The sequence below is a fragment of the Comamonas piscis genome, from assembly GCF_014109725.1.
Taxonomy (GTDB): Bacteria; Pseudomonadota; Gammaproteobacteria; order Burkholderiales; family Burkholderiaceae_C; genus Comamonas; species Comamonas piscis.
The window spans coordinates 2752423-2777529 of the sequence record NZ_CP058554.1 but is presented as its reverse complement, the minus strand read 5'-3'; the positions used below and the strand labels follow the sequence as shown (position 1 = coordinate 2777529).

Here is a 25107-nt window from a genome sequence, read left to right as displayed (position 1 = left end):
TTCCTGCAGTTGGGTCGGTACACATAAGTTCGCTATCCCTATGCAAGACAGCCGACCGCGCCCAAAGGGGCCAACATCACGGAAAAATTTTTATAAAGTGCTGTGTAAAGCTCAGTGCGGCAGGGGCAGCACCGTTATCCAGTACGGGGTTCGGGCGCTGATCTGCACTGGCAGCAGCTGGGCCAGATTGGCCAGCACCGCATCGGTATCCGCCAGTTGGAACGCGCCCGAGATGCGCAGCGCCGCCACCTGCGGGTCGCAACGCAACCAGCCTTTGCGGTAGCGGCTTAACTCGGCCAAAAAGGCATCCAGCCGCATGTTGTCAGCCGCCAGCACGCCTTGCACCCACTGGCTTGATGCGGGCGCTGCCGCTTGCGCCGGCCCCGCTTCGCTGCCGCCAAAGCGCAGCTGCTGGCCGGCCTGCAAGCGCAGGGGTTCAGCATCGCCGCGTACGCGCACCTCCACCGCATCTTGCTGCACGGCCACATCGGTATAGCCATCGCCACAGCGCAGGCTAAAGCGTGTGCCCAGTGCGCGTACTTCGCCCTGCTCGGTGGTAACGATAAAGGGCCTGGCACTGGTCTGCGGATCGGGCGCCGTCTCTACGTAAATGGCTCCCGCGCGCAGATGGATGCGGCGCTGCTGCGCATCAAACTGCACATCGGCCGCGCTGGCGGTATCCAGCACCAGGCGGCTGCCATCGGCCAGGGTCCAGCTGCGCCGTTCGCCGGTTGCAGTGCTGTGGCTGGCCGTCCACTGCTGTACGGGGGCCATGCGCCAGGCCAGCCAGACCGCAGGGGCGGCGGTGATCAGCAGCGCCAGCGCCCGCACGCTCTCGCGCCGTGTCAGCCGGCGCTGTGGCCGGGCCAAGGCAGGGGATCCGACGGACGCAGGGATGGACCCCGCCTGCAGGCTGACGGCCATCGCCCGTTGCCAGGCCCGCTCATGCGCCGGCGACTGCGCTCGCCAAAGCGCCAGGTCGGCTTGGGCCTCAGCGCTGCCTGCCTCCTCTTGCAGGCGCACAAACCATTCGGCGGCCTGCATCGCTACTTCGCGGGTGATGATGGGCGCTGGCCCCTGGCTCCAGGCGGTCACCTCTGGCACCTCAGTCCGCCAGCAAAATGCATTCGGCCATGGCCTGCGCCATATAGCGTTTGACCGAGCGCAGGCCCACGCCCAGTGAATCAGCAATCTCCGCGTAAGTCAGGCCGTCGATCTGCGAGAGGATAAACACCGCCCGCACCGTGGGTGGCAGCGCATCCAGCATGGCATCAATCTCCTGCAGGGCCTGCAGCACCATCAGCTGCCGCTCGGGCGACAAGGCTTCGGGCTCCGGCAACACCGCCAGCGCCTGCAGGTAGGCCTGCTCCAGCGATTGGCGGCGCAGGTGGTTGACCAGCACATGCTTGGCCACGGTGGCGAGGTAGGCACGGGGCTCGCGCAAGCCAGTGGCCGACTGCGCTGCTGCTGTGGCCTCGCCGCGTCCAACGGATGAGGTCAGCAGCCGTACAAAGGTGTCCTGCGCCAGGTCAGCCGCCTGGTGCGCATCGCCGATCCGGCGGCGCAGCCAGCCCTGCAGCCAACCATGGTGGTTCAGGTAGAGTGCCGCAATATCCGGCTGCGCCGCAGCGGGCGCGCTGGCAAGCTCTGGCAGAGAACGGGATGCGGACATGGCTCAAACCACGGTCAGCAGTTCAGGCTTAAAAATCCACACTGGCGCTGACCGTGAAGGTGCGCGGGTTGGACAGCACCAGGTAACCGGTGGAGCCCACCGATGCCCAGTAATTGCGGTTCGCAGCATTCTCGACCCGGGCACGGAAGGTGACCAGGCGGCCATCGATCTCGGTCAGGTAGCGGGCACCCAGGTCAAAGCGGGTCCAGCCTGCCACCTGCAAGGTATTCGTCGCATTCGCATAGCTGCTGCCGGTAGCCACGGCGCGCGCATCCAGGGTCAGGCCGTTGGCGCCTGGCACATCCCATTCCAGGCCCAGGTTGCCTTGCTGGCGGGGCACACCAATCACGCGCTTGCCGGCATTGGGGTTGTTGCCATCGGCCAGTTGCTTGGCGTCCAGCCAGGTCACGCCGCCCAGCACCCGCAGGCCACGCGTCACCTGGCCAAACACATTCAGCTCCAGGCCACGGTGGCGGTCCGTGCCCTCCGGGCCATACACGCCGGAGACGGCATTGCGGAACACGCGCGGCTTGTCGGTCGTGAACCAAGCCAGGCCGGCACCGATATCGCCGCCATCCCACTTCAGGCCCAGCTCTTTTTGTTTGGAGACATAGGGCGCGAGCGCATCACCGGCATTGGCGACAAGCAGGCCGCCCGACAGCGCGGGAGCAATCTCGCCCGGGGTCAGACCTTCGATGTAGTTGGCGTAGAGCGATAGACGCTCTGCCGGCTTGAACACTACCGCTGCCATCGGGCTGGTGCGGCTCTTGTCCACCTTGGGCGCTGCGATGCCGGTGTTGTAGGCAAAGGTTTGCGTCTCAATAGTCTGGTGGCGCAAGCCCACGGTCAGCAGCAGGCGCTCGTCAAGCATCGACAAAGTATCCGACAAGGCCAGGCTGGAGAGCTTGATGCGCGCTTGCAGTGCCGGGTCGTCCAGGTCGTTCGAGCTGGTGCCCAGCGGGGGTGCCACGCCATACACCGGGTTGTACAGGTTGGTGGCAAAGGCGCTGGCCGCTGGCTGCGAGTAGAAGGCGTTCTTGCGCTTGTCCGAGAAGGTCGATGCCGCCAGCACCAGGCTGTGGCCGATGCTGCCCGTCGTCATCTTGCCGCGCAGGCCTACCTCGCCGGTGTAGATGTCGTCGGCGCGGGTGTTGTCAAAGCGTGCTTGCGTGCCCGTGCCGGTGCTGCCGTTGTTCAAGGTCAGGTTGGCCAGCGAATTGCGCTCGCGCCCAAAACGCGCGCCGCCCGCCACCCAGGCGGTGACCTGGCTGTTGATGTCGTATTCGCCACGCACCGAGCCAAAGCTGTCGCGCTCGTTCGAGTAGCTCCAGGGCTGGGCAAAGCTCTTGCTGTTGTCTGGGGCGCTGGGCACCTGGGTGACCGCTGCGTTCAAGGTCACGTTGGGTCGCGGTGCCGTCAGCTTGTGGCTCTGGTAGCCCACATCGGCCGACAGGCGCAGGTCGCGTGAGCGCCAGTCCATACCCAGCGACACCACGCTCAAGTCCACTTTTTCGCCATCAATGGCTGTGTCGCCCTTGCGCTTGGCTACATTGAGGCGCAGGCCCGTCGCCTGGTCCGGGCCAAAGCGGCGGCTGATGTCGGCTGCTGCATAGCCCTGCGCGCCGCTGGAGCCACCCACGCTGACCCGCGTCAGCGGCTCGTTCGAAGCGCGCTTGGGCAGCAGGTTCAAGGCGCCGCCAATGCTGTCACCAGCGGGCGAGGCACCATTCAAAAAGCCGCTGGCGCCACGCAGCAGCTCCACCCGCTCAAACAGTTCGGCCGACACATACTGGCGCGGCAACAGGCCATACAAACCGTTGTAGGCAATGCTGTCTGAGCCCAGCACAAAGCCGCGCACAAAATACGATTCCTGGAAGTTCCCAAATCCACGCGACACCCGTACCGAAGCATCGTTTTGCAGCACATCGCCCACGCTGCGGGCCTGCTGGTCGCGGATCAGATCCTGGGTGTAGGCCGTGGTGGAAAACGGCGTGTTCATGATGTCCTCGGTACCCAGAATGCCCACCCGGCCACCGCGCGCCACCTGGCCGCCTGCAAACGCCTTGGACAAGCCTTGCGCCGACGCATCGGCACTGGCGCTGACCGTGACGGTGGGCAACACGCTGTCTTCGGTCGCAGCTTGGGCCGCTGCAGCGTTGGCGGGGGCTGTTGCAGCAGCGTCCTCCTGGGTTTGGGCCAAAGCGGGCGCGCAGGCCACGGAAACAAGCAGAGCCACGGCGCCCGCCACAGGGCGCAGCGCATAACGAGAACGAATAAGCATACAAAACCAGCCAAGAAGCAAATGAGACTGATTATCAATCATGCATCCAAGCGCCCCGGCAAACTGGCACAAATCAGGGGCTTTGCCAGAGGCAAGTGTTGCCTGTAGGTGACAACTTTGGCGCCGTTGCGCTGCCCTTCCCCAAAAGCAAAAGGCCGGATGCGGTGCAGCGCACCATCCGGCCTTTGTCTGATCGTCTATGCCCGGCAACCAGGCCGGGCAACCGCTATCAGGCGAAATTGCTTTCAGCAAACTTCCAGTTCACCAGCTTGTCGAAGAAGGTTTCGACAAACTTCGGACGGGCATTGCGGTAGTCGATGTAGTAGGCGTGTTCCCAGACGTCAACGGTCAGCAGTGCCTTGTCGTCGGTGGTAAGCGGGGTGCCAGCAGCGCCGGTGTTGACGATGTCGACCGAGCCATCAGGCTTCTTCACCAGCCAGGTCCAGCCGGAACCGAAGTTGCCCACGGCGGAAGCCTGGAAGGCCTTCTTGAACTCGGCGTAGCTGCCCCACTTCTTGTTGATGGCATCGGCCAGCGCGCCGCTAGGCTCAGCGCCACCGTTAGGAGCCATGCAGTTCCAGAAGAAGGTGTGGTTCCAGATTTGGGCTGCCTGGTTGTAGATGCCGCCGCTGGCCTTCTTGATCACGGCTTCCAGTTCCAGGTTCTCGAACTCGGTGCCCTTTTGCAGCTCATTGAGCTTGTCCACATAGGCCTTGTGGTGCTTGCCGTGGTGGTATTCCAGGGTTTCCTGGCTATAGGCCGGTGCCAGGGCATCGATTGCGTAGGGCAGGGGTGGCAGGGTGCGTTCCATCGTGGTTTCCTCGTGGTTGGTATAGGTTGCAAAGCCGGGGCTGGGCGGTGTTGGCAAGCAACATGCCCGGCAGCGGCTGCAGTGGTCGATTGTAAAAAGGAAAATCGACCCGTTTATGAATACGGGTTCCGCCCATTTACTATGGCGACGATAGCATGCAAGCCAGGCAGCACGGCGTCAGAAAGCGCCGCCAATGGCTTGGATGGCCAGCGCTTGCCCTACACCAGCAAGCGCTGGGTGACCACCACATCCACACTGCCATCGGCCAGCTCGGCATGCAGGGCCTTGCCTGGTGTCGCCTGGGTTACGGCGCTCACCACCTGGCCCTGCATATCGGTCAGCAAGGCGTAGCCGCGCGACAGCACCTGGCGCGGGTTGAGCAGCTCCAGCCGCGCATGCAACTGCGCCAGGCGCTGCTCGCTGCGCTCCAGATGGCGGGCCGTGCCCACAGGGAAGACACTGGCTAGGTGCTGCACCCGCTTGTCCTGGCTGTGCAGTTGGCTCTGCGCGGCCGCTTGCAGGCGCCGGCCCAGGCGGTCCAGCAGCTGCTGCTGCCCATGCACCGAGCCGGAAGGCCGGCCAATCTGGCGCGCCGCCATATCCAGGCGCTGCAGCTGGCGGTCCAGATGGCGCTGTACGCCATCGGCCAGGCGCTGCTCCATCAGGTCCAACGCGCCCAGCCACACATCGCCCGGCTGGCAGACCAGCTCGGCTGCCGCGGTGGGCGTGGGGGCGCGTAAGTCGGCACAAAAATCGGCGATCGTGAAGTCGGTCTCATGCCCCACGCCACTCACCAGTGGCACCGGGCTTTGCACCACGGTGCGCGCCAGTTGCTCGTCATTGAAGGCCCAAAGATCCTCCAACGAACCGCCACCGCGCACCAGCAAGATGGTGTCGATGGCCACGGCTGGTGCGTCAATGCCGAGGCCTGCGTCGTAGGCGATCTGGGCCTCTGCCATGCGGTAGAGCTTTTGCAGCGCCACCACCATCGATGGTGCGGCCTGCGCGCCTTGCACCAGCGCGGGCACCAGCACCACCGGCAGGTGCGGCACGCGCCGGCGCAGCGCCGTCACCACATCATGCAGTGCGGCAGCGCCCAGCGAGGTGACGATACCAACGCCGCGCGGCATCAGCGGCAAAGCGCGTTTGCGGTCCGTGTCGAACAGGCCTTCGGACTCCAACTGCGCCTTGAGGCGCAAGAACTGCTCAAACAAGGCCCCCTGCCCTGCGCGGCGCATGCCTTCGACGATCAGCTGCAAGTCACCACGCTGCTCATAGACCCCCAGCTTGCCGACGACTTCGACCAGCTCGCCATCGCGGGGGTTGAAGTCCAACGCCTGCGCGGAGCGACGGAACATCGCACAGCGCACCTGGCCGTTCGCATCCTTGAGGTTGAAATAGCAGTGGCCGCTGGCGGCGCGGGAGAAACCGCTCAGCTCACCGCGCACCTCCACCGGGTTGAAGCGGGCGGCCAGCGCATCGGCCACAGCTCGGCACAGCGCCCCCACCTCCCAGATACGGGCGCTGGGGCTGGAGGCGGGGCTGACCGAGCTGGGCGAAGGATGAGGCGAGGTGTCCATAAAAACGGCGAGCTGGCAAAACGGCTGGGATGGCAAGGCAGAGAGTCAAAAACGGTATCCGGGACCGTCAGTGCGGCGCGGCGGAGGTTCCGGCAGACATGGTAGCGGCATGATCGATACAGGCACAGCATGCAGCGCCGAGGATGGCGAAATCAACGGCGCAAGGCCAATATCCAGCTTCCAATTAGCTGCCAATGCAACCAACCGACACGGGCATTTTTTCCCGTCACAGCAACGACATACGCCCGGTCAGCGCGTCACACAACGCACAGTTTCTCACACCTTGGTGCCGCATTAGTCCACAAGAAAGCGGCTCTGTGACAGCGTCATGCATACGTCATACTCTGTAGCACAAAATATTGAACCCACGTACAAGCTTTTGATTTTTAAATATTTTTATCAGCTTATTTTTTAAGCAATCTAAGAAAAGCCGCGTAAATTGGGCAATTTTTCCAACTGATGACACATTACCCACAAAGTTATCCACATTTTCTGTGGATGACTGGGCCTCTTCGGCATGCCAGGGACTGTGGGTTGAACGCAGCGCCTGGCCGCATTTTAGGTGGTTCGGCGGTGGCCTTGGGCCATAATGGCCGCTGAAAAAAGAACGAGCGGAGAGAGAATTTTGTTTTCCATCATCCAAGCCGCAGGCTGGCCGATCTGGCCTCTGATCGCCTGCTCCATCCTGGCCCTGGCCCTGATTGTTGAGCGCTTTCTGGCGCTGAAAACCGCCAAGGTCGCCCCGGCCAATTTGCTCCAAGAAGCGATATCCGTCTCTGCCAATGGCGTGCCCAGTGCCGAAGTGGTCAACCAGCTGGGCCAGAACTCTGCCCTGGGTGAAGTGCTGGCCAGCGGCCTGCGCACCATCACGCTGGAGCCCCGCATCTCCGAGGCCGATCTGCGCGCCACGCTGGAGAGTACCGGCCGCCGCGAAGCCCAAAAACTGGAGAAATACCTCACCGCACTGGCCACCATTGCATCCGCAGCCCCCTTGCTGGGCCTGCTGGGCACGGTGATCGGCATGATCGAGATCTTTGGCTCGCAAGGCGGTGGTGGCAACAACCCCAGCATGCTCGCCCATGGCATCTCGATTGCGCTGTACAACACGGCCTTCGGTCTGATGGTGGCAATTCCTGCCTTGATCTTCTGGCGCTACTTCCGCAGCCAGGTCGATGGCTACCTGCTCACGCTGGAGCTGTCGGCCGAGCAGTTCCTGCGCCACCTGAACAAGCTGCGTCGCAGCTGATCGCCGGGCAGGAGCCAGCATGAACTTTCGCCCCCGCACCACCACCGAGCCCGAGATCAACCTGATCCCGTTTATCGATGTGCTGCTGGTGGTCCTCATCTTCCTGATGCTCTCGACCACCTACAGCAAATTCACCGAGCTGCAGCTGACCTTGCCTACGGCCAACGCCGAGCAATTGCGCGACCGGCCCAAGGAGATCATCGTCTCGGTCGCCTCCGATGGCCGCTATGCCGTTGGCAAGCAGGCACTGGAAGGCAAGACCGTTGCCGACATGGCCGAGGCGCTGCGCAGTGCCGCCACCGCTGGCAAGGACAGCGTCATCATCATCAGCGCCGATGCGCTGGCGCCGCACCAGTCGGTGGTCTCGGTCATGGAAGCCGCCCGCCGCGTCGGCCTGCAGCAAATCACCTTCGCCACCCAGACCGCTGCGCAGTAAACCCCAGGCCGCGTGCCTGGGCAGTGCTAGCATGCAGCCTGCATGACCGCATCCCCTTCCCCATCGCAGCCGCCGCCCGCTGCAACACGCCCCTGGTCGGCGCGCATCACCGCAGCCTGGCAGCACAGAGGGCCACTGGCGCTTGTGCTGCTGCCGCTGTCCTGGTCCTATGCCGCTTTGGGCGCCATGCGCCGCAGCCTGTATCGATTAGGCCTGTGCAAGTCCTACCGCGCACCCGTGCCGGTGGTGGTGGTCGGCAATGTGATCGCCGGCGGTGCCGGCAAAACCCCCGTCACCTTGCATCTGGTGCAGGCCTTGCAAGCCCAGGGCTGGCGGCCTGCCATCATCTCGCGCGGCTATGGGCGCGAGAACAGCAAAGAACCCCAAGCCCTTGCCGCCACGCCCCATAGCGATCCGCGTCTGGTGGGGGACGAACCCCTGCTGATGGCCCAGCGCAGCGGCGTGCCCGTATATGTGGCCGCCCGGCGCGCGACTGCGGCCCAGGCAGTGTTGCAGGCCCATCCTGACGTGGATGTGTTGGTCTGCGATGATGGCCTGCAGCACCTGGCGCTGGCCCGCGATGTGGAAATTGCCGTCTTCAACGCCCAAGGCATTGGCAATGGCTGGCAGTTGCCCGCCGGCCCGCTGAGGGAGCCCTGGCCAAAACGGCTGGACATGGTGCTGTATGCCGGCCAGCCGCCCCAACACCTGGCCGCAACGGGAGCGGCCACTTGGCCACTGCAGCGCAGCCTAGCCCCCTATGCCGTGGGGCAGGATGGACGCCGCCATGCACTGGCCGACCTGCGCGACCGACCGGTGCATGCACTGGCCGCTATTGCGTACCCGCAAGAATTTTTTGCGATGCTGCAAGCCCAAGGCCTGCAGTTGTTGCGCAGCGATGCGCTGCCCGACCATGCGCCGCTGGACGATCCGCAGTGGCTGGCCAGCTTGGGGATTGCTGCAAGCAGCGGACCTACAATAGCCGCTGCGGATGCCCCCGTGCTGCTGTGCACCGAAAAGGATGCGCACAAGCTCTGGCGCATTGCCCCGCAGGCCCTGGCCGTCCCCTTGGAGGTGGCGATTGACCCCGCTTTTGGGGCGCATGTCCATACATTGCTGCGCCAACGCCAGGCCGCCCTCTCCCTTATCAAGAAAGACTGATTGCCGCTATGGACCCGAAACTGCTCGAACTGCTGGTATGCCCCGTCACCAAAGGCCCCCTGCGCTATGACCGTGAACGCCAAGAGCTGGTTTCGCGCAGTGCCCGCCTAGCCTACCCCGTGCGTGACGGCATGCCGATCATGCTGGAAGGCGAGGCACGGACGCTCAGCGATGAGGAAATTGAAGCTTTGTCTGCGGCAGATTAAAAATCTGCGCCAAGACGGGGCGCAGCGCACCAACAGGGTGCGTCCGCACAGGCAAACCCCAATAGCAGCTTTGTAAAAAACAGACACAATTTGCTGAAAATTTAGGCATTTACCCTGCGCGACATGGTCTTGACACATGTCCTCAGGGCAAGCCTGTTGGATTGCATCCATCCCTTTCAGCAAATTGCCATGCATACCCTCATTCTCAAGAAAACCGACAAAGGCATGGAGGCGCTGCGCGCCCGAGACCCCGCTCTGCCCCACCGCATGCGCCCTGCTTTCATCATGTTTGATGGCCAGAAAAGCATTGAGCAGGTGATGGCGCTGTCAACGTCTGCGGGCGGCCAGCTGCAGGTGCTGGAAGACATCAAGCAACTGCTGCAACAAGGTCTGCTGGAGTTGCTGCGCAGCGGCGATGCCAGCCAGCTCGCCGCCAGCACCAACGAACTCATCGACAGCCTGGCAATACCTGCACCGACCGCCCCACCAGCGGCCGCTGTAGCCGCACCTGCCACCATCAGCGATCCCGGCGAGCGCTATATCAAAGCCTATGCCGCCGCCAGCCAGCTGGTCAGCGGGCTGGGGCTCAAGGGCTTTCGCCTGCAGTTGCAACTGGAAAAAGCGCAGGGCTACGACGGCCTCGTGGCGGTGTTACCCAAGCTGCGCGAGGTGATCGACGCCAAGAAACTGCGCCCCATCGAGGCCATCTTGTTTGGACCCCACGAGGCCAGCACCCCGGTCAAACCAGCCCCCTGATCCCTCAGCCCGATAGCGCAGTCCATGGCGGTCAACTGCCCGCGCGGACGGCCTGTGTCTGTATGCCTTGGGCTCTGCCCGCCCGCCAAACCGCCTGGGCTGGCTACAATTCCCGCCGGGCCCACTCTCATTTATTAGCACACCATGGCATCCGCTCCCGCGCCGTTCACCGTCCTGATTCCTTCGCGCATGGCCTCATCGCGCCTGCCCAACAAGCCCCTGGTTGATATTGCCGGCCTGCCTATGGTGGTGCGCGTGGCCAAGCGCGCGCAAGAAAGCGCAGCCCAGCGGGTGGTGGTGGCCGCCGATGATGAGCGCATCGTCGAGGCCTGCAAAAAGCATGGCGTGCAAGCGCTGATGACCTCGGCCAATCACCCCAGCGGCAGCGATCGCTTGGCCGAAGCCTGCAGCTTGCTGCAGTTGGGTGGCGATGACATCGTGGTCAACGTGCAAGGCGACGAACCCTTGATTGCGCCGGCATTGATCGATGCAGTTGCCGCGCTGCTGAGCGAACGCCCCGAGGCCAGCATGGGCACCGTCGCCCACCCGATTGCGGATCTGGAATCCCTGCTCAGCCCCAATGTGGTCAAGGTGGTGCTCGATGCCAAAGGCATGGCCAGCTATTTCAGCCGTGCGCCCATCCCCTGGGGGCGTGACTTTGTCAATGTCACCTGGTGGAAGAACCCAGGCACCACCGGCACGCCTGGTTTTGCGCCACTCCACCACATGGGCATCTACAGCTACCGCGCCCAGTTTTTGCATACCTTCCCGACCCTCAGCCAGGCCCCTACCGAGCAGATAGAGATGCTGGAGCAGCTGCGCGCGCTGTGGCACGGCCACCGCATTGCAGTGCATGTAACCCGGCAAATTCCGGGCTCGGGCGTGGACACCCCCGAAGACCTGGTGCGTGTGCGACAGCTGCTCGGCGCGACCATGTAGGCTGCTGCAGATGGCCCTCCACCCACTCGATACGCTGCAAGCGCTCCGTAAGCTAAAAGGCGCAGGATGCCCGATTGCGCCCCCGAGACAGCGCATTGCCTTGCAGTCGGCTGACCCTCCCCCGATGCGTGATATGCTCAAGCCCAGTTTTTTGTGTAGAAGCGGGCTTTGATGCCCGCTTTTGCCGTGCAAGTTTTTTATTCTCCAAGGACCGCCATGAAATTAATTCTTTTGGGAGCACCCGGCGCCGGCAAAGGTACACAAGCTGCCTTCATCTGCCAAAAATACGGTATCCCCCAGATTTCCACCGGCGACATGCTGCGTGCTGCCGTCAAGGCTGGCACCCCGCTGGGCCTGCAGGCCAAGGCCGTGATGGATGCCGGCCAGCTGGTCAGCGACGACCTGATCATCAATCTGGTCAAGGAACGCATTGCCCAGTCCGACTGCGCCAACGGTTTCCTGTTTGACGGCTTCCCGCGCACGATTCCTCAGGCCGACGCGATGAAGGCCGCAGGCGTCAAGCTCGACTATGTGCTGGAGATCGATGTGCCGTTTGACGCCATCATCGAGCGCATGAGCGGCCGCCGCAGCCACCCCGCCTCTGGCCGTACCTACCACACCAAGTTCAACCCGCCCAAGACCGAAGGCCTGGACGATGAGACCGGCGAGCCGCTGGTGCAGCGCGAGGACGACAAGGAAGAAACCGTCAAGAAGCGCCTGGACGTCTACAGCAACCAGACCCGCCCCTTGGTCGACTACTACAGCAGCTGGGCCGAACAAGACCCCGCCGCCGCCCCCAAGTACCGCGCCATCAGCGGCATGGGCTCGGTCGATGAGATCACCCAGCGCGCCATGGCCGCCCTGCAGGCCTGATCGCACAACGCGCTAGCTGCACAGCCACTGTCTTATGGACAGTGGCTTTTTTCATGGCGAAGGCGTTGCAGCACGAGTGCAGCGCATAGCGGCAGCAGTGGGCAAGGTCAGACCGCCGTTTGCGCCTGCGCCAAGACCAGCTGCAGGCTCACCCGGGTTTTGCAGGGCGTCAGCGCCACCGCCAAGTCTGCGGCCAGGTGTTGCGGCCCAGGCAGCACGGCATCACTGATCACTCCCTCGCTGCAGCGGCTGCTGCGCCATACCGCCACCCCTTGTTGGCGCGCCCGGTCTGCCGCGCACAGCAGCACTTCGTGTACCGTGCCATTGCCGGTAGTGGCCAGCACCAGGCCTTCCAGGCCTTGGGCCAGCAAGGCATCCACCAAACCGGGCCGTATCCCCGCATGGCTGGTGACAATCTCCACCCAGGGCCAGGCCTGTTGCACTGGATCTGGCAGCACCGCCAGCCATTCGCTGCCGGTATAGCTGCCCGCTGCGACGACGCAGCCAGGGGCGTAGCCATGGCGCAGCTGCACCGCACTGCCGTCCACCCAGCCCACAGGCCCCTGCTCGCCCGATGAAAAGGCCAGCAAGCGGTGCGGATGCACCTTTTGCAGCCAGCGCGCACTGTGCAGCTCGCCGCTGCCGGTCACAGCCACCACCTCGCGCAGCAGCGGTTGGCCTTCGGCATCCAAGGCGGCAGCAGCAGCGACGGCATCCTTGAGGTTCTGCGGCCCATCGGGCATCAGCGCATTGGCCGGGCGCATGGCACAGGTCAGCACCACCGGCTTGGGCAAGCGCCCCAATACGCAGTGCAAAAACCAGGCCGTGTCTTCCAGGGTATCGGTACCGTGGGTGATAACAACACCACGCACCCCGTCATCGCGCATCGCCGCATCGCAGGCCTTGAGCAGTGCATGCCAGACGGTGTCGCTCATATCCTTGCTATCAATTTGCGCTATCTGTATCGCATCCAGCGGGCCTGCAGCGGCCTTCTCTATACCGCTCACTCCCGCTAACAGTGACGCAATCGACAGCGCAGCCGCGCGGTACTGGCCGGGTTTCTCGGCGTCATCGGCCATGCCGGCAATGGTGCCACCGGTGCCAATGATCAAAATTTTTGGCTGCAAGGCTTGCCTCCTGCAAAAAACTGGTTAAAAATACAGGTACTGGATTGATATACAGGTGTTGGAACGCGCAATAGCTTTGCTAGTGCCCAGCGCCGCAGATCACACGGAGATCTTATGCGAGACCATCCCAAACTCACCGCACGCCAACAAGAAATTCTGGACCTGATCCAGACCGCCATTTCGCGCACCGGCGCCCCGCCAACCCGTGCCGAAATCGCCAGCAAGCTGGGCTTCAAATCCGCCAATTCGGCAGAAGACCACCTCAAGGCGCTGGCCCGCAAAGGCGTGATTGAGCTGGTCAGCGGCACCTCCCGGGGTATCCGCCTGCAAAGCGATACCGTGCGCTCTATCAATGCCGCACGTGGCACTCGCTTTTCGTCGCCGCTGGCGGGCGTATCCAACGCCACCGCGGGCGTGGGCCGTGTGGTGCAAGAGCTGGCCCAGCTGGCCTTGCCGCTGATTGGCCGCGTTTCCGCTGGCTCGCCCATCCTGGCGCAAGAGCATGTGGACCAAACCTACACCGTCGAAGGCGGCCTGTTCCAGCAGCAGCCCGATTACCTGCTCAAGGTGCGCGGCATGTCGATGCGCGACATCGGCATCATCGATGGCGACCTGCTCGCCGTCAAAGCCACCCGCGAGGCCCGCAATGGCCAGATCATCGTCGCCCGCCTGGGTGATGACGTCACCGTCAAGCGCCTGCAGCGCACCAAGGATGGCATCGAGCTGCTGGCCGAAAACCCGGATTACCTGCCGATCATCGTGCAGCCCGGCGAGCCCTTCGAGATCGAAGGCATCGCCGTCGGCCTGATCCGCAACACGATGCTGAACTAGGCCCAGCGCCTTACCCCTCTCTGCGCAACCCCAGGTAGCGGGCGTTGTGGGCACCCGGCCCACAGCCCTGGGGATGCGCTCGCCCTAGCGCAATCCTGCTGTTACCCGTACACCAAGGACTTTCCTATGCTCGTAGCAGATGCATTGCGCGCGCTTGCGCCTTTTTCCCTCGTCGCCGGCCTGCCCTGGTTCCAGTCCATCCAACGCGCCATTGTGCGCGGCCGCCGGCGCCAGCCCGGCCATGGCGCCGCCAATGACGGTCAGCATGCTGCCCAGGTGCACTGCTTTGTCGCTGCATCCTCCATTGCTGCACAGCGTGGTGCCGCGCAGCAGCTGAGTTTGCTTGATGACCCCAGCGCTCAGCCAGGCGTGGACAGCCCTGCCGATGAGGCCCCCGCACAACGCCCCATCGACCGCATTCGCCTGCCGCGCAAACCAGCAGCGCGCCGCCGCCTCTCTGCCGGCATCCAGTCTCCCGCACGCCCTTTTCTGTCGGTACAGCGCTGCAGCGCCCAGGCCGCCAACGATGCCCCTATCAAAATGTACTGGGCCCAGCCGGCCAGCCTGCACCGCCAAAAGGGCATGCGCTGGGCCATGTCGGGCAGCATGGCCGACATCTGTGCCGAGCTGGAACGCCTGGAGCGGCTGGAACACCTGCACGCGGTGTAAGCCGGAGCCAAGCCCAGGCTGGTGCGTTGTGGCCAGCCTGCTGGTCGCTGCATGGCTGCCGTCGATGGCTTCAGGAATGCGGACTGCAGGATCGGCATGCTGCGGCAAGGCAAGCGCTGAACGCATCGGTCGATACCGGGACGCTGGGCAGGTGCCAACCTGGCGCCTTCAGTGCTCAGCCGTTAACCACAGTTCGCTGACACCCATCCGCTATTGCCGTTGGCTTTTTCTTATGTGTCTGTCGCTCAACGCACTACTGCAGCCGCTTCCTGCGCCTGCCGCTTGAACGGCGCCAATTGCTCGCGCAGTGCGTCTCGGGCGCTGCCCACTGCAGATGCCACCGCGTCCGGCCCAAACACCAGGCCTTGCAGCAACACAAAATGCACATTGCGGATGCCGATGGAGGCCAGCGCATAGCGCAAATAAGGCGTCAAAAAGTCCTCCTGACGCGCCTTTGGCCCTGCATGGAAGCCTCCGGAACTCACCAGCACCAAGGTGGGCCGGTCCTTCATCAGACCTATCTTGCCTTCGGGCGTGGCTGCAAAGCTGCGGTGGATGCGGATTACCTGATCCAGCCAGAGCTTGAGCGTGGCCGGCACCGCAAAGTTGTGCATGGGCGTCACGATCAGCAGCAGATCGCTGTCTTCCAGTTCCTTAATCAGCGTTTCCGACCAGGCCAGCGCCGGAGCATCAGCGCCCGCGTTTGAGGTGATGGCCAGCGCATAGTCGCGGCCGATAGGCGGTATGGGTGTCGCCACCAGATCACGTTCCAGCAGCGGCTGCTGCGCAAGGCCCAGCTCCGCCAGCATGTCGGTCGCCAGTTGGTAGCCATGGCTGGCTTGGCCGTGTGGGCCACAGTTCAAGAGCAAGGTACGGGTCATCGTTCGTCCAATCGTTTGAGTAGTGAGGCCAAAAAGGCTAGTTCAGCCAAGTTCGGCGGTATCAAGCTGCCCTGGATTTGCCGACCCAGGCGGCCAACGTCGTCCACCCCAGGCGTGCTGGCCCCACCGGGACCAGGCAGTCATCGTCCAGCAGCGCACCCCGGTAAGGCACATCGGCATCGCTCAGCACCGTGAGCGGATCGCCTCGCAAGCGCAGGTACTGCTGCACCCAGTCGGCCATCGCCATCTTCTGCGGGCCGGCCACGTCCATGCAGCCCTGTAAAGGCCGCGCCAGCGCGGCGTCGGCCACCAGCATCGCCAAGTCCTCGGCCGCCATCGGCTGCACCTGGGCCACGGGCATCGCCAGCTCGGCAGCGGCTGTGCCGTTGTGTGCCAGCTGCGCCAGGCTTTCGTACAAGAGTGCCGCACGCAGCACCGTATAAGGCGTGCGGCCTGCCTGGATCAGCTGTTCTCGCAACGCGATAGCCTGGTAGTAGCTGCTGCCTTGCAAGCGCTGCACACCCAACGCAGACAGCGCAATGTGGTGTGCCACAGCGGCAGCGGCGATGGCGGCATTCAACTGCCGGCATGCACGCGCCCAGTCCTCCAGCGCATCAACCGTGTCGATCACAGGAGGCTCGCGCACATCAATCAACACTTCAACGCCATGCAGCGCAGCCGGCTGCCTGGGGTCCGCATCCGCGACCACTGGGTAACCCAGCTGCCGCAGATTGCTGACCACCTTCTCGCCCAGCGGCTTGCAGCCGCCCAGAACCAGGACTTTCATAGGCCGCCTTGCGCCGTGCCGGGAGCTAGCTTCTTAAACGGGCATCTTGCGGAAGGCAATCGCAAAGCGGTTCCAGCTGTTGATCGAGGTGATCACGGCCGTCAGCTCCATCAGCTCGGCATCGGTGAAGTGGGGGCGCACAGCTTCCCAGACAGCATCGGGAACATGGTCGTGCGAGACAAGGGTCAGTGCCTCGGTCCACTCCAGCGCGGCACGCTCACGGTCGCTGAAGAAGGGGGTCTCGCGCCAAGCGGCCACAGTCGCCAGGCGGCGGCTGGATTCGCCGGCTTTCACAGCGTCAGTCACATGCATGTCAAGGCAAAAGGCACAGCCATTGATCTGCGAGGCGCGCAGGCGCACCAGTTCCTTGAGCAAAATGTCCAGGCTGCCTTTGGCAATCTGATTTTCCACGCCCAGCAGTACTTTCATGATGGCGGGGTCAGCGGTGTAGAAGTCGAGTCGGGTTTGCATATCAAGCTCCATCCAAGGTTGCGCCGGTGAATTCCGTTGCTGTTAGCGAGTATGCGTTTGTCTTGGCCAAGCCAAAAGAGCCAAGAAATGCAAAAATGACTAGGCCAAGATTGGAATGCCATGATGCCCGACCCCGCCCGCGCCCACATCGATCCCGTACAAGCCTTGCAATTGCAGGTAGACCGCAGCCTGCAGCTGCCCATGTACCTGCAGATCTGCCAGCGCTTCAAGACCGCCATTGCACAAGGCCATCTGCGTGCGGGCGACCGGGTGCCTGCGGCACGGGCATTGGCGACCGCGCTGAACCTGTCCCGGGGCACCGTCGATCTGGCCTACCGCATCCTGGCCGATGAAGGCTATTTCCAGGTACGCGGGGCGGCGGGCACGGTCATCTCCCCGAGCCTGCCCCAAGCCGCTAAAGCCTCTGCGCCACAAGCCATCGCTCAGCCACCGGCCGCCGATATCGTGGACCACGACGGCTTGCAGCCGCGCCCGCTGCAGCTGGGGCTGCCGGCGATCGATGCCTTTCCGCGCAAGGTCTGGAATCGGCTGGTCACCCACCGCCTGCGCAGCAGCGAGCCCTACCGTCTGGCCTACCCCAACCCGCAGGGCGACGAAGAGTTGCGCCAACGCATAGCGGCCTATCTGGCGGTGTCGCGCGGCGTCACCTGCGTGCCCGAGCAGGTGTTTATCACCACCGGCCTGCGCAACACCTTGGAGCTGAGCCTGCGCAGCCTCGCCAGCCCCGGCGATGCCTTCTGGTTTGAGGACCCGGGTTACATCCTGGCGCGTCCCTTTTTGCAGAATGCGGCCGTGCAAATCGTGCCGGTGCCGGTGGATGCGCAAGGTCTGCAGGTCGATATGGGCCGGCAGCTGAGCCCTTACGCAAAATTTGCCATGGTGACTCCCTCGCACCAAAGCCCGCTGGGCGTCACCTTGTCGCTGGAGCGGCGCATGGCGCTGCTGGACTGGGCCCGCGAGGCCGGCAGCTGGATCATCGAGGATGACTACGACAGCGAGTTCCGCTACCAAGGCCGGCCCCTGCCCGCCCTCAAAAGCCTGGACCGGCAGGACCGCGTGATCTACGCCGGCACCTTCAGCAAGGTGATGTTTCCTGGTCTGCGCCTGGCCTATACCGTTGTGCCACTGGAGGTGGTGCCACGCTTTCAGGCCGTCAGCTCCAACCTCAATGCCGGCTGCCCCTATCTGCTGCAGGCCAGCGTGGCCGACTTTATGGCCCAGGGCCACTTTGCGCGCCATCTCAAAAAGATGCGGCTGTTGTATGCCGAGCGCCGCGCGGTGGCACAGCGCAGTTTTCAGCAGGTATTGGGCGATCGCCTGCGCATTGACCTGCAGCCCGGCGGTCTGCACTTGCTCGGCCAGATTCAGGACGGCGACAACGACAGCCTCGTGGCCCAGCGCGCACGCGTGTTGGGCCTGGCCACGCATCCGCTGTCACGCTGGTATATCGATGCCGCGCCGCGCCAAGGCCTGTTGATGGGCTTTGCCAATATCAGCAGCGAGGCGCAGGCGCTGCAGCTGGCCCGCCAGATCCAACAAGCCTTCGGCTAGCGGGCAAACGGTGACTTAGCCCTTGAATTCAGGCGTGCGCTTTTCCAGGAACGCGCTCACGGCTTCACGGTGGTCGGCCGTTTGGTGCGCCAGCGCCTGGTAGGCCGCCGACAACTCCAGCAACGAGGCCAGGCTCTGGTGCATGCCTTCGCGCATCAGCTTCTTGGTCATGCGGGTGACCTGGGGCGGGTTGGCCGCAATCTCGCTGGCCAAGGAATTGGCGGCGTTCAACAGCTCCTCGGGCGGCACCACCTGCGACACCAAACCCCATTGCAGGGCGGTGGCAGCATCGATCATGCGGCCAGTCAACGACAGCTCAGCCGCGCGCGCCATGCCAATCACCCGGGGCAGCAGCCAGGCACCGCCGTCGCCGGGGATGATGCCCATCTTCACAAAGCTCTCGGCAAACTTGGCCTTGTCCGAGGCCACGCGCAGATCGCACATGCAGGCCAGATCCAGCCCCGCGCCCACCGCCGCACCATTGATGGCCGCGATGGTTGGTACTTCCAGGTTGAACAGCGCCAGCGGCAGGCGCTGGATACCACGGCGGTAGTCATCGCGGATGCGCATGCCATCCACCTCGCCAAAGGACTGCTGCTGCATGGTTTTGATGTCGCCCCCTGACGAGAACGCGGGGCCCTCGCCCGTCAGGATGACCGCACGCACGCTGCTGTCAGCCGCAATCGTCTCGCAGGCAGCCAGAATCTCGGCCACCGCCGTGTTGCCGGTCAGCGGGTTGCGGCGCTCGGGTTGGCTCATCGTCAGGGTGACAACATGGCCTTGCTGTTCGTATTTCAAAAATGCAGTCATGGATGGGGCTCCTGGTTCCGGTAGGTCTTGATGCAGTCAGCGCTGTGCGCCTGATGCGCCAGCATACGGGGAAAGACCGCATGCGCCTGCATATCAGCTGAGTGCAATTTGGTATTGGACGCTGTCCAAAAACGGCCCTAGCCTGCATGGATGCTGGGGCAGGCAGTGCCCCACATGCCTATAACTACATGCTGCCTAGGAGACAGTTGATGCCCATATCCCGACGCCATTTCAGCCACCGACTTGTGCAATGGGGCGCGGCCGCCAGCCTGGCCAGCCCCTGGCTGGCACGTGCGGCAGATGCCCCCTTACGCTGGGTCGTGCCCTACCCCGCAGGCGGGGCTGCCGACCAGATCACGCGCATCGTCGCCCAGGATGTAGGCCAGAGCAGCGGCCAGCCCATCGTTATCGAGAACAAGGCCGGCGCGGCCGGCATGATTGCGGCCGAGACGGCATTGCGCGCGCCCGCCGATGGGCTGACCTTCTTTGTCGGCTCCAATGCGCCGCTGGTCATCAACAGCGCCATCTACGCCAAGATGAGCTATGACCCCGTCAGGGATTTTGTGCCCGTCGCGGGCCTGGGCAAGGCGCCTTTGCTGCTGGTCACCCGCAAGGACCTGGGCGCCAATGATCTGCCCGCATTGATCACGTTGGCCCAGCAGGCGCAGCGCCAAGGCAAGACGCTCAGCATGGGCTCAGCTGGCAGCGGCAATATCACCCACCTGGCGGGCGAATATGCCAGCGAGCGCATGGGTTTCCAGGTCACCCACGTGCCGTTCTCCGGCAGTGCGCCAGCCATCACCAGCATGATGGGTGGCAATGTGGACATCATGTTCGACGCCCTGCCCTCCTGCATGCAGCAGGCGATCGGCGGGCGCATTGTGCCACTGGCGATTTTGGACAAGCAGCGTTTTGCAGCGCTGCCCCAGGTCCCTACCTTGGCCGAGCTGGGCTTTGGCGATACCGACGCCAGCGCCTGGTTTGGCCTGGTGGCCCGCATCGGCGCGCCGGCCGACGCCGTGGCACGCATGGCGCAGGCGGTCAACCAGTCCCTCGCCAAGCCGGAGGTACAAGAGCGCCTGCGTCGCATAGGTGCGCAGCCGATTGCAGCCAGCACCGCAGAATGGGGGCAATTTATGGCCTCCGAGCGCGAACGCTGGATACCGGTCGCCAAAAAGCTGGGCATCCGCGCCGACTAGCCGGGCCCTTCTCCTGGCCACCTCAACGCTTTATTTTTAGAACTGACCGTTATGACCGCCCTGACCCTGAGCATGCATGGCACCACTGCCGTGCTGACGATGAACCGCCCCCAGGCCCGCAATGCACTCGACGAGCATATGCGCGAGGACTTCAGCCGCCTGATCCCGCAGGTGCGCGATGACCGCGCCATCAAGGCGGTGGTGCTGACGGGGGCCGGCGGCCATTTCTGCGCCGGTGGCGATATCAAGAGCATGCAGGCCGCTGTCGCCGGCAAGCAGGATGTGTTTGACAGCCGCAACCGCATGCTGGGCCTGCACCGCTGGTTTGACGAGCTGCTGGACATGGAAAAGCCCGTCATCACCGCCGTGCAGGGCAGCGCCTTTGGCGCCGGCCTGTCGCTGGCGCTGGCGGGCGACTTTGTGCTGGCCGCACCCTCTGCCAAGTTCTGCTGCGTGTTTGCCAAGATCGGCTTTGTGCCCGATCTGGCCGGCATGTATTTGCTGCCGCGCCTGGTGGGCCTGCAAGCGGCCAAGGAGCTGGCCTTTACCGCACGCGTGGTTGCCGCCCCTGAGGCGCAGCAGATGGGCATGGTCTACAAGATCGGCAGCGAAGATGTTTTGACCGATGCACTGGCCTTTGCCGAGCGCTTTGCCAGCGCACCGACCGAGGCCATGGGCTACACCAAACGCGTGATGAACCGCGCCTTTGAGACCCAGCGCGACGAGATCTACCAGCAAGAGGCGCTGGCCCAGACTTTGTGCCGCGAAAGCGCCTTCCACCAGGAGGCGATTGCCCGCTTTGTGGGCAAGCAGCCGCCGCTGTTCCAGTGGCAAGACTAAGCGCTTGCGCGCAGCCCCATCAGTACTTCACATTGACAATCGTTGCCTGCAGCAGCGCCACCACCTTGGGTGGCACTGCCGCATCTGCGCCATAGGCCAACACCTCGCCGCTGCACACCGTCAGCAACTTGCCGGCATTCACCACCTTGCCAATCGCGACAAAGCGCTCGCCAATGGCCGGGCGCATCAGGTTGATCTTGAACTCGGCCGTCACCACCTCGTAGCCCTCTGCCGCCACCGTCAGCGCGGCATAGCCCGCCGCACTGTCGACCACGCTGCTGACGGCACCCGCATGCAAAAAGCCATGCTGCTGCGACAGCGTCTTTTGGTAGGGCAGCGCAATCTGCACCTCCCCCGGCGCCACCGACAGCAAGCTTGCGCCGAGGGTCTGCATCAGCCCTTGGGCATGGAAGCTGGTGGAGATGCGTTCAAACAGGTCGTTCATGGTGGTGCCTTGGAGCCATGGTTTGGTAGTGATGGGGCAATCTAGCATGCAGCGCAGCCCATGGCGCGGCCCCGCGTCCTGCACATGACAGCCGCCTTTGCCACTATGCTGGCGGCCATGGACAGCCCCCAACTCCTGATCGTGTACCACAGCCATACCGACGGCAGCCGCCAGATGGCCGAGGCCGCGCGCGCGGCGGCCGCCAGCCAGCCGGGTGTGCAAGTGCGCCTGCTCTGCGCACCCGATGCCGGCCCGGCCGACGTATTGGCCGCCAGCGGCTACCTCTTTGTCTGCCCCGAAAACCTGGCATCGATCAGCGGGCTGATGAAGGACTTTTTTGACCGCTGCTACTACCCAGCACTCGACCGCATTCAGGGCCGCCCCTATGCCAGCGTTGTCTGCGCCGGCAGCGATGGCAGCAACGCGGCGCGTCAGATTGCCCGCATAGCGACAGGGTGGCGGCTCAAGCCCATCGCAGAGCCGCTGATTGTCTGCACCCATGCACAAACGCCCGAGGCCATTGCAGCGACCAAGCAGATTGGCGCGGACGATCTGCAGCGCTGCCGCGAACTAGGCGAAGCGATGGCGGCGGGTTTGGCCATGGGGATTTTCTAAGCCCAGCATGGCTGGATTGGCGCGTACCATACGCGCACCCCCACACCATAAAACGGCGCCCCCCGATGCTCTACATCATTCTCAAAACCGTCCATCTGCTGTCCATCATCGTCTGGCTCGGCGGCATGGCCTTTGCCCATTTCTTTCTGCGCCCCGCCCTGCAACAGCTGGAGCCACCGCAGCGGCTGATGCTGATGCGCGATGTGCTTCAGCGCTTTTTTGCAGTGGTGATGGTGATCATCGCCGCCGTGCTGCTGTCGGGCATCGGCATGATGGGCCTGGTCCATAAGATGGCCGCGCAGGCGGGGGCCAAGTTCAGCATGCCCGTCTCCTGGATGGTGATGGCCGTGCTGGGCCTGGCGATGATGGCCGTCTTTGGCCACATCCGTTTTGCGCTGTTCAAGCGGCTGGACAAGGCCGTCAATGCCAAAGACTGGCCGGCCGGCGGCAAGGCCCTGGGCCAGATTCGCCAGCTCGTCGCACTGAACCTGGCGCTGGGCACGGTGATTGTGCTTTTTCTGCGCGTCCCGCTGTAAGAACTCGAAGCCGCAGCGCCGCCACCGGATCCTGCCCGGCAGGGGCGCTGGCCCGCATCAGAACTTCATATCCCCTCGCAGCCACAGAGTGCGCCCTGGCTCGTTGATGCGCACGCCGCCGGGGAAGCCAAAGCCCGCGTTGCCGGCCAGGTTCAGGTGCTCGGCATAGGTCTTGTTAAAGACATTGTCGATACCGGCAGTCAGGCGCAGCTGCTCGCTGATCTTGTAGCCGGCATTGAGCGACAGCACCCCAAACCCGGCGCTCGGCCCCAGATCCTGGCCCACAACATTGCCCTGACCAATGGCATAGCGGTGCTGGGCAGCAACCAAGCGCCACAGCGCGCCGGCACTCCAGGGCCCTTGTCGGTAATCCAGGCCCAGCTTGGCCTCCAGTGGTGGCAGCTGCGGCAAGGGCTTGCCATCGCTGCGGTTGCGGGCCCAGCTGTAGGCCAGGGTGGCCTGGGCGGTCAGGCTGGGGCTCAGCTGGTAGCTGCCACCCAGCTCGGCGCCAGCGGTGCGCGCCTGCACATTGCGCACATTGGAGGCCATGCCGGCATAGTCAAACAGCAGATAGTCCTGCACCTGGCCGACATAGGCGGAGGTCCAGAGCAGCCAGTCCGCGCCCTTCCAGCTGGCGCCCACATCAAGCTGCGTGGTCTTCTCCGGCCGCAGGCGGTTGAAGGCATCACCCTGGTCTGCGGCGCTGTTGCTGGGCGATATCAGCTCCCAGTAATCCGGAAAGCGCTGCACATGGCCAATACCGGCATAGAGCGTGCTGCCATCGGCGCGGGCGCGCTCCCAACGCAGAAAGCCACTGGGCATGGCGCTGCGTTTGCGGTGGTTGCTAGCGGTGGCGGCCATGCTGCCCTCCATGCCGGCCATGGCCTGCATGCCCCCCATCGTGCCCATATCGCCCATACCATCCATGCCGCCCATGCCGCTGTCGCTGGGGTAGCGCCAGGCCTGTGCCCGGTCCAGCCGCAGGCCGGCCACCAGTTTGTCCTCGCTGCCCAGGTGCTGCGTGGCCTGCGCAAACAGACCCTGGTTGCTGAACTTCGCATCCCGCGCCCAGGGCTTGTTGCGGTAGGGCTGCATCTCCGTGCCTGATCGGCTGTCGTGCGGGCTGCCCATGGCATCCACGCCCAGCACCGCTTCGGTGTGCGGGCCTAGCTGCCAAGTGGTGGCCACGCGCATGCCGGTGGTGGTGCGCCGCACATTGGCCGCCATCGGCATGGACATGCCCCCCTCCGGCACAAAAGGCCGCAGGCTGAAGTTGTCCATCACATGGTCGGCGCGGTTGTAGTACAGCTGCGCTTCCAGCTTGGTCAAGGCCTCGCTCAGGTTCTTTTTCTCCAGCCGCAGGCCATAGCTTTCGCGCTTGAACTGGGTGCCGTCCATGCCCCGGCCGCCATAGCGCGCCTCACCATCGCCTTGGCCGGCGCTCAGCTCCAGCCAGGTGTTGGCATCGGGCGTCCAGCCAATCGCCACATCGGTGTTCCATTTGTCCCAGTGCGAAGGCACGCGCTGGCCATCGCCGTCGCGGTAGTCCTTGCTTTGCGAATGGTTGGCAGTAAGGCGAACGTAGTACGCGGCATTGCCGGCCAGCAGGTCGATGTTCTGGTCGCTGCGCGCCGCTGTGCCACCTTGCAGGCTGGCAGACAGGCGCACCTGGCCGCTGCCCAATGCGGGCCGTTCGCGGTCAAAGCGCACCACACCGGCCGATGCCCCTGGCCCCCAGATCACCGTCTGCGGGCCCTTGACCACCGTCAGCACATCGTAGGTCTCCGGCGAGATATAGGAGCTGGGCGAATCCATGCGCGCCGGGCAAGCGCCCAGCAAGGTTTGGCCATTGGTCAATATCGGCAGGCGCGAGCCAAACTGGCCGCGGAACACCGGGTCGCTGTTGGAGCCGCCACTGCGGATCGCAGAGAAGCCCGGAATGCTTTTAAGGTAGTCGGCGGCATCGCTGGCCGGCACCGGTTGGCGCGGCTGCTTGGGATCGGCTACCACTTGCAGCGGGGAATGCTCGTGTACGGCCGTCACCACCGTTTCTTGCAGGCTGATTTCTGGTGCGCTGGCCGCAGCAGTATCCAGGGCGGCCGAAGCTTGTGCTCCAGCGGATGTCATTGCCAAGACCAGGACGGAGAAGGCCATCTGCGGTCGCTGGGGCCACAGGCGCGGCGGGGCTGGCAGGCGCAGGCCAGGCGCTGCCGCAAAAAGGATAGAAGTCATGGATGTCTCTCGCAGCAAGCGCTGCAGTGCGCAGCGGCTTGCATAAATGTGTGGAGCGGGCACACGTAGCCATGCCGCTGCCCACTTGGTCCGCAACTCAAGCGGCCAAAGCAGGCACGAAACGCATAACG

At 64.0% G+C, this 25107-nt stretch carries 26 protein-coding genes; 14 read left to right on the top strand and 12 right to left on the bottom strand.

All coding sequences use genetic code 11. From position 1 onward, the window contains the following. Positions 1–111: 111 nt before the first annotated feature. From HS961_RS12440 to xseA, 5 genes are all read right to left on the bottom strand, one after another. Complete coding sequence (locus HS961_RS12440; RefSeq protein ID WP_238347586.1) at positions 112–1095, bottom strand: FecR domain-containing protein; 984 nt, start codon at positions 1093–1095, stop codon at positions 112–114. A gap of 10 nt (positions 1096–1105) precedes the next feature. Then, positions 1106–1672, bottom strand: coding sequence for a sigma-70 family RNA polymerase sigma factor (locus HS961_RS12435; RefSeq protein ID WP_182322386.1), 567 nt, complete (start codon positions 1670–1672; stop codon positions 1106–1108). A gap of 28 nt (positions 1673–1700) precedes the next feature. Next, positions 1701–3953 (bottom strand): TonB-dependent receptor, encoded by a 2253-nt coding sequence (locus HS961_RS12430; protein ID WP_182322385.1) that lies wholly within the window; start codon positions 3951–3953, stop codon positions 1701–1703. Between the two features lie 229 nt (positions 3954–4182). Next, the gene (locus HS961_RS12425) at positions 4183–4764 is read right to left on the bottom strand and encodes a superoxide dismutase (RefSeq protein WP_182322384.1); all 582 of its coding nucleotides are present in this window, start codon (positions 4762–4764) and stop codon (positions 4183–4185) included. A 218-nt stretch (positions 4765–4982) separates the two neighbouring features. Beyond that, positions 4983–6344: an exodeoxyribonuclease VII large subunit gene (gene xseA / locus HS961_RS12420; protein WP_182322383.1), complete on the bottom strand. Its 1362-nt coding sequence runs from the start codon at positions 6342–6344 to the stop codon at positions 4983–4985. A 625-nt stretch (positions 6345–6969) separates the two neighbouring features. On the opposite strand from xseA, the gene HS961_RS12415 reads away from it, so the two are divergent. From HS961_RS12415 to adk, 7 genes are all read left to right on the top strand, one after another. Further along, complete coding sequence (locus HS961_RS12415; protein ID WP_182322382.1) at positions 6970–7590, top strand: MotA/TolQ/ExbB proton channel family protein; 621 nt, start codon at positions 6970–6972, stop codon at positions 7588–7590. A 19-nt stretch (positions 7591–7609) separates the two neighbouring features. Further along, positions 7610–8026 (top strand): ExbD/TolR family protein, encoded by a 417-nt coding sequence (locus HS961_RS12410; protein ID WP_182322381.1) that lies wholly within the window; start codon positions 7610–7612, stop codon positions 8024–8026. A 42-nt stretch (positions 8027–8068) separates the two neighbouring features. Then, positions 8069–9187 (top strand): tetraacyldisaccharide 4'-kinase, encoded by a 1119-nt coding sequence (lpxK, locus tag HS961_RS12405; RefSeq protein ID WP_182322380.1) that lies wholly within the window; start codon positions 8069–8071, stop codon positions 9185–9187. A gap of 8 nt (positions 9188–9195) precedes the next feature. Then, entirely contained in the window at positions 9196–9393 is a 198-nt protein-coding gene (locus HS961_RS12400) for a Trm112 family protein (protein WP_182322378.1), read from the top strand. Between the two features lie 189 nt (positions 9394–9582). Further along, positions 9583–10149 carry a hypothetical protein gene (locus HS961_RS12395; protein WP_182322376.1) on the top strand — a complete coding sequence of 189 codons (567 nt, stop codon included), beginning with the start codon at positions 9583–9585 and terminating at the stop codon, positions 10147–10149. Between the two features lie 144 nt (positions 10150–10293). Next, positions 10294–11088 carry a 3-deoxy-manno-octulosonate cytidylyltransferase gene (gene kdsB / locus HS961_RS12390; RefSeq protein ID WP_182322374.1) on the top strand — a complete coding sequence of 265 codons (795 nt, stop codon included), beginning with the start codon at positions 10294–10296 and terminating at the stop codon, positions 11086–11088. 216 nt (positions 11089–11304) lie between these two features. Further along, positions 11305–11961 (top strand): adenylate kinase, encoded by a 657-nt coding sequence (gene adk, locus HS961_RS12385; protein ID WP_182322372.1) that lies wholly within the window; start codon positions 11305–11307, stop codon positions 11959–11961. A 107-nt stretch (positions 11962–12068) separates the two neighbouring features. On the opposite strand, the gene HS961_RS12380 is transcribed toward adk, so the two are convergent. Next, entirely contained in the window at positions 12069–13088 is a 1020-nt protein-coding gene (locus HS961_RS12380; RefSeq protein WP_238347585.1) for an asparaginase, read from the bottom strand. A 114-nt stretch (positions 13089–13202) separates the two neighbouring features. On the opposite strand from HS961_RS12380, the gene lexA reads away from it, so the two are divergent. Beyond that, a complete protein-coding gene (lexA, locus tag HS961_RS12375) occupies positions 13203–13919 on the top strand; it encodes a transcriptional repressor LexA (RefSeq protein WP_182322370.1) in 717 nt (238 codons plus the stop codon). A 126-nt stretch (positions 13920–14045) separates the two neighbouring features. Beyond that, on the top strand, positions 14046–14588 hold the full coding sequence (locus tag HS961_RS12370; protein WP_182322368.1) for a hypothetical protein: 543 nt from the start codon (positions 14046–14048) through the stop codon (positions 14586–14588). 245 nt (positions 14589–14833) lie between these two features. Here HS961_RS12370 and HS961_RS12365 read toward each other — a convergent pair whose 3' ends face one another. The 3 genes from HS961_RS12365 to HS961_RS12355 all read right to left on the bottom strand — a co-directional run bounded on the left by HS961_RS12365 (position 14834) and on the right by HS961_RS12355 (position 16727). After that, positions 14834–15469 carry an FMN-dependent NADH-azoreductase gene (locus HS961_RS12365; RefSeq protein ID WP_182322366.1) on the bottom strand — a complete coding sequence of 212 codons (636 nt, stop codon included), beginning with the start codon at positions 15467–15469 and terminating at the stop codon, positions 14834–14836. Between the two features lie 61 nt (positions 15470–15530). Then, positions 15531–16256, bottom strand: coding sequence for an SDR family oxidoreductase (locus HS961_RS12360; RefSeq protein WP_182322364.1), 726 nt, complete (start codon positions 16254–16256; stop codon positions 15531–15533). 33 nt (positions 16257–16289) lie between these two features. Next, positions 16290–16727 (bottom strand): carboxymuconolactone decarboxylase family protein, encoded by a 438-nt coding sequence (locus HS961_RS12355; protein ID WP_133857187.1) that lies wholly within the window; start codon positions 16725–16727, stop codon positions 16290–16292. 123 nt (positions 16728–16850) lie between these two features. Here HS961_RS12355 and HS961_RS12350 point away from each other — a divergent pair, with 123 nt between their 5' ends. After that, positions 16851–18299 carry a PLP-dependent aminotransferase family protein gene (locus HS961_RS12350; RefSeq protein ID WP_182322362.1) on the top strand — a complete coding sequence of 483 codons (1449 nt, stop codon included), beginning with the start codon at positions 16851–16853 and terminating at the stop codon, positions 18297–18299. A 15-nt stretch (positions 18300–18314) separates the two neighbouring features. On the opposite strand, the gene HS961_RS12345 is transcribed toward HS961_RS12350, so the two are convergent. Next, entirely contained in the window at positions 18315–19109 is a 795-nt protein-coding gene (locus HS961_RS12345; RefSeq protein WP_182322360.1) for a crotonase/enoyl-CoA hydratase family protein, read from the bottom strand. 209 nt (positions 19110–19318) lie between these two features. Between HS961_RS12345 and HS961_RS12340 the strand changes: the two genes are divergently transcribed. Together HS961_RS12340 and HS961_RS12335 are read left to right on the top strand one after the other, a co-directional pair. Beyond that, positions 19319–20308 (top strand): Bug family tripartite tricarboxylate transporter substrate binding protein, encoded by a 990-nt coding sequence (locus tag HS961_RS12340; RefSeq protein ID WP_182322358.1) that lies wholly within the window; start codon positions 19319–19321, stop codon positions 20306–20308. A 51-nt stretch (positions 20309–20359) separates the two neighbouring features. Further along, complete coding sequence (locus HS961_RS12335; RefSeq protein ID WP_182322356.1) at positions 20360–21148, top strand: enoyl-CoA hydratase/isomerase family protein; 789 nt, start codon at positions 20360–20362, stop codon at positions 21146–21148. Between the two features lie 19 nt (positions 21149–21167). On the opposite strand, the gene HS961_RS12330 is transcribed toward HS961_RS12335, so the two are convergent. Beyond that, positions 21168–21593 (bottom strand): PaaI family thioesterase, encoded by a 426-nt coding sequence (locus HS961_RS12330; RefSeq protein ID WP_182322354.1) that lies wholly within the window; start codon positions 21591–21593, stop codon positions 21168–21170. A 117-nt stretch (positions 21594–21710) separates the two neighbouring features. Here HS961_RS12330 and HS961_RS12325 point away from each other — a divergent pair, with 117 nt between their 5' ends. After that, positions 21711–22208 (top strand): flavodoxin family protein, encoded by a 498-nt coding sequence (locus tag HS961_RS12325; protein ID WP_182328248.1) that lies wholly within the window; start codon positions 21711–21713, stop codon positions 22206–22208. A gap of 65 nt (positions 22209–22273) precedes the next feature. Further along, positions 22274–22744, top strand: coding sequence for a CopD family protein (locus HS961_RS12320; RefSeq protein ID WP_182322352.1), 471 nt, complete (start codon positions 22274–22276; stop codon positions 22742–22744). Between the two features lie 57 nt (positions 22745–22801). Here the strand turns inward: HS961_RS12320 and HS961_RS12315 are convergent, their stop codons facing one another. After that, on the bottom strand, positions 22802–24976 hold the full coding sequence (locus HS961_RS12315) for a TonB-dependent copper receptor (RefSeq protein WP_182322350.1): 2175 nt from the start codon (positions 24974–24976) through the stop codon (positions 22802–22804). Positions 24977–25107 lie beyond the last annotated feature (131 nt).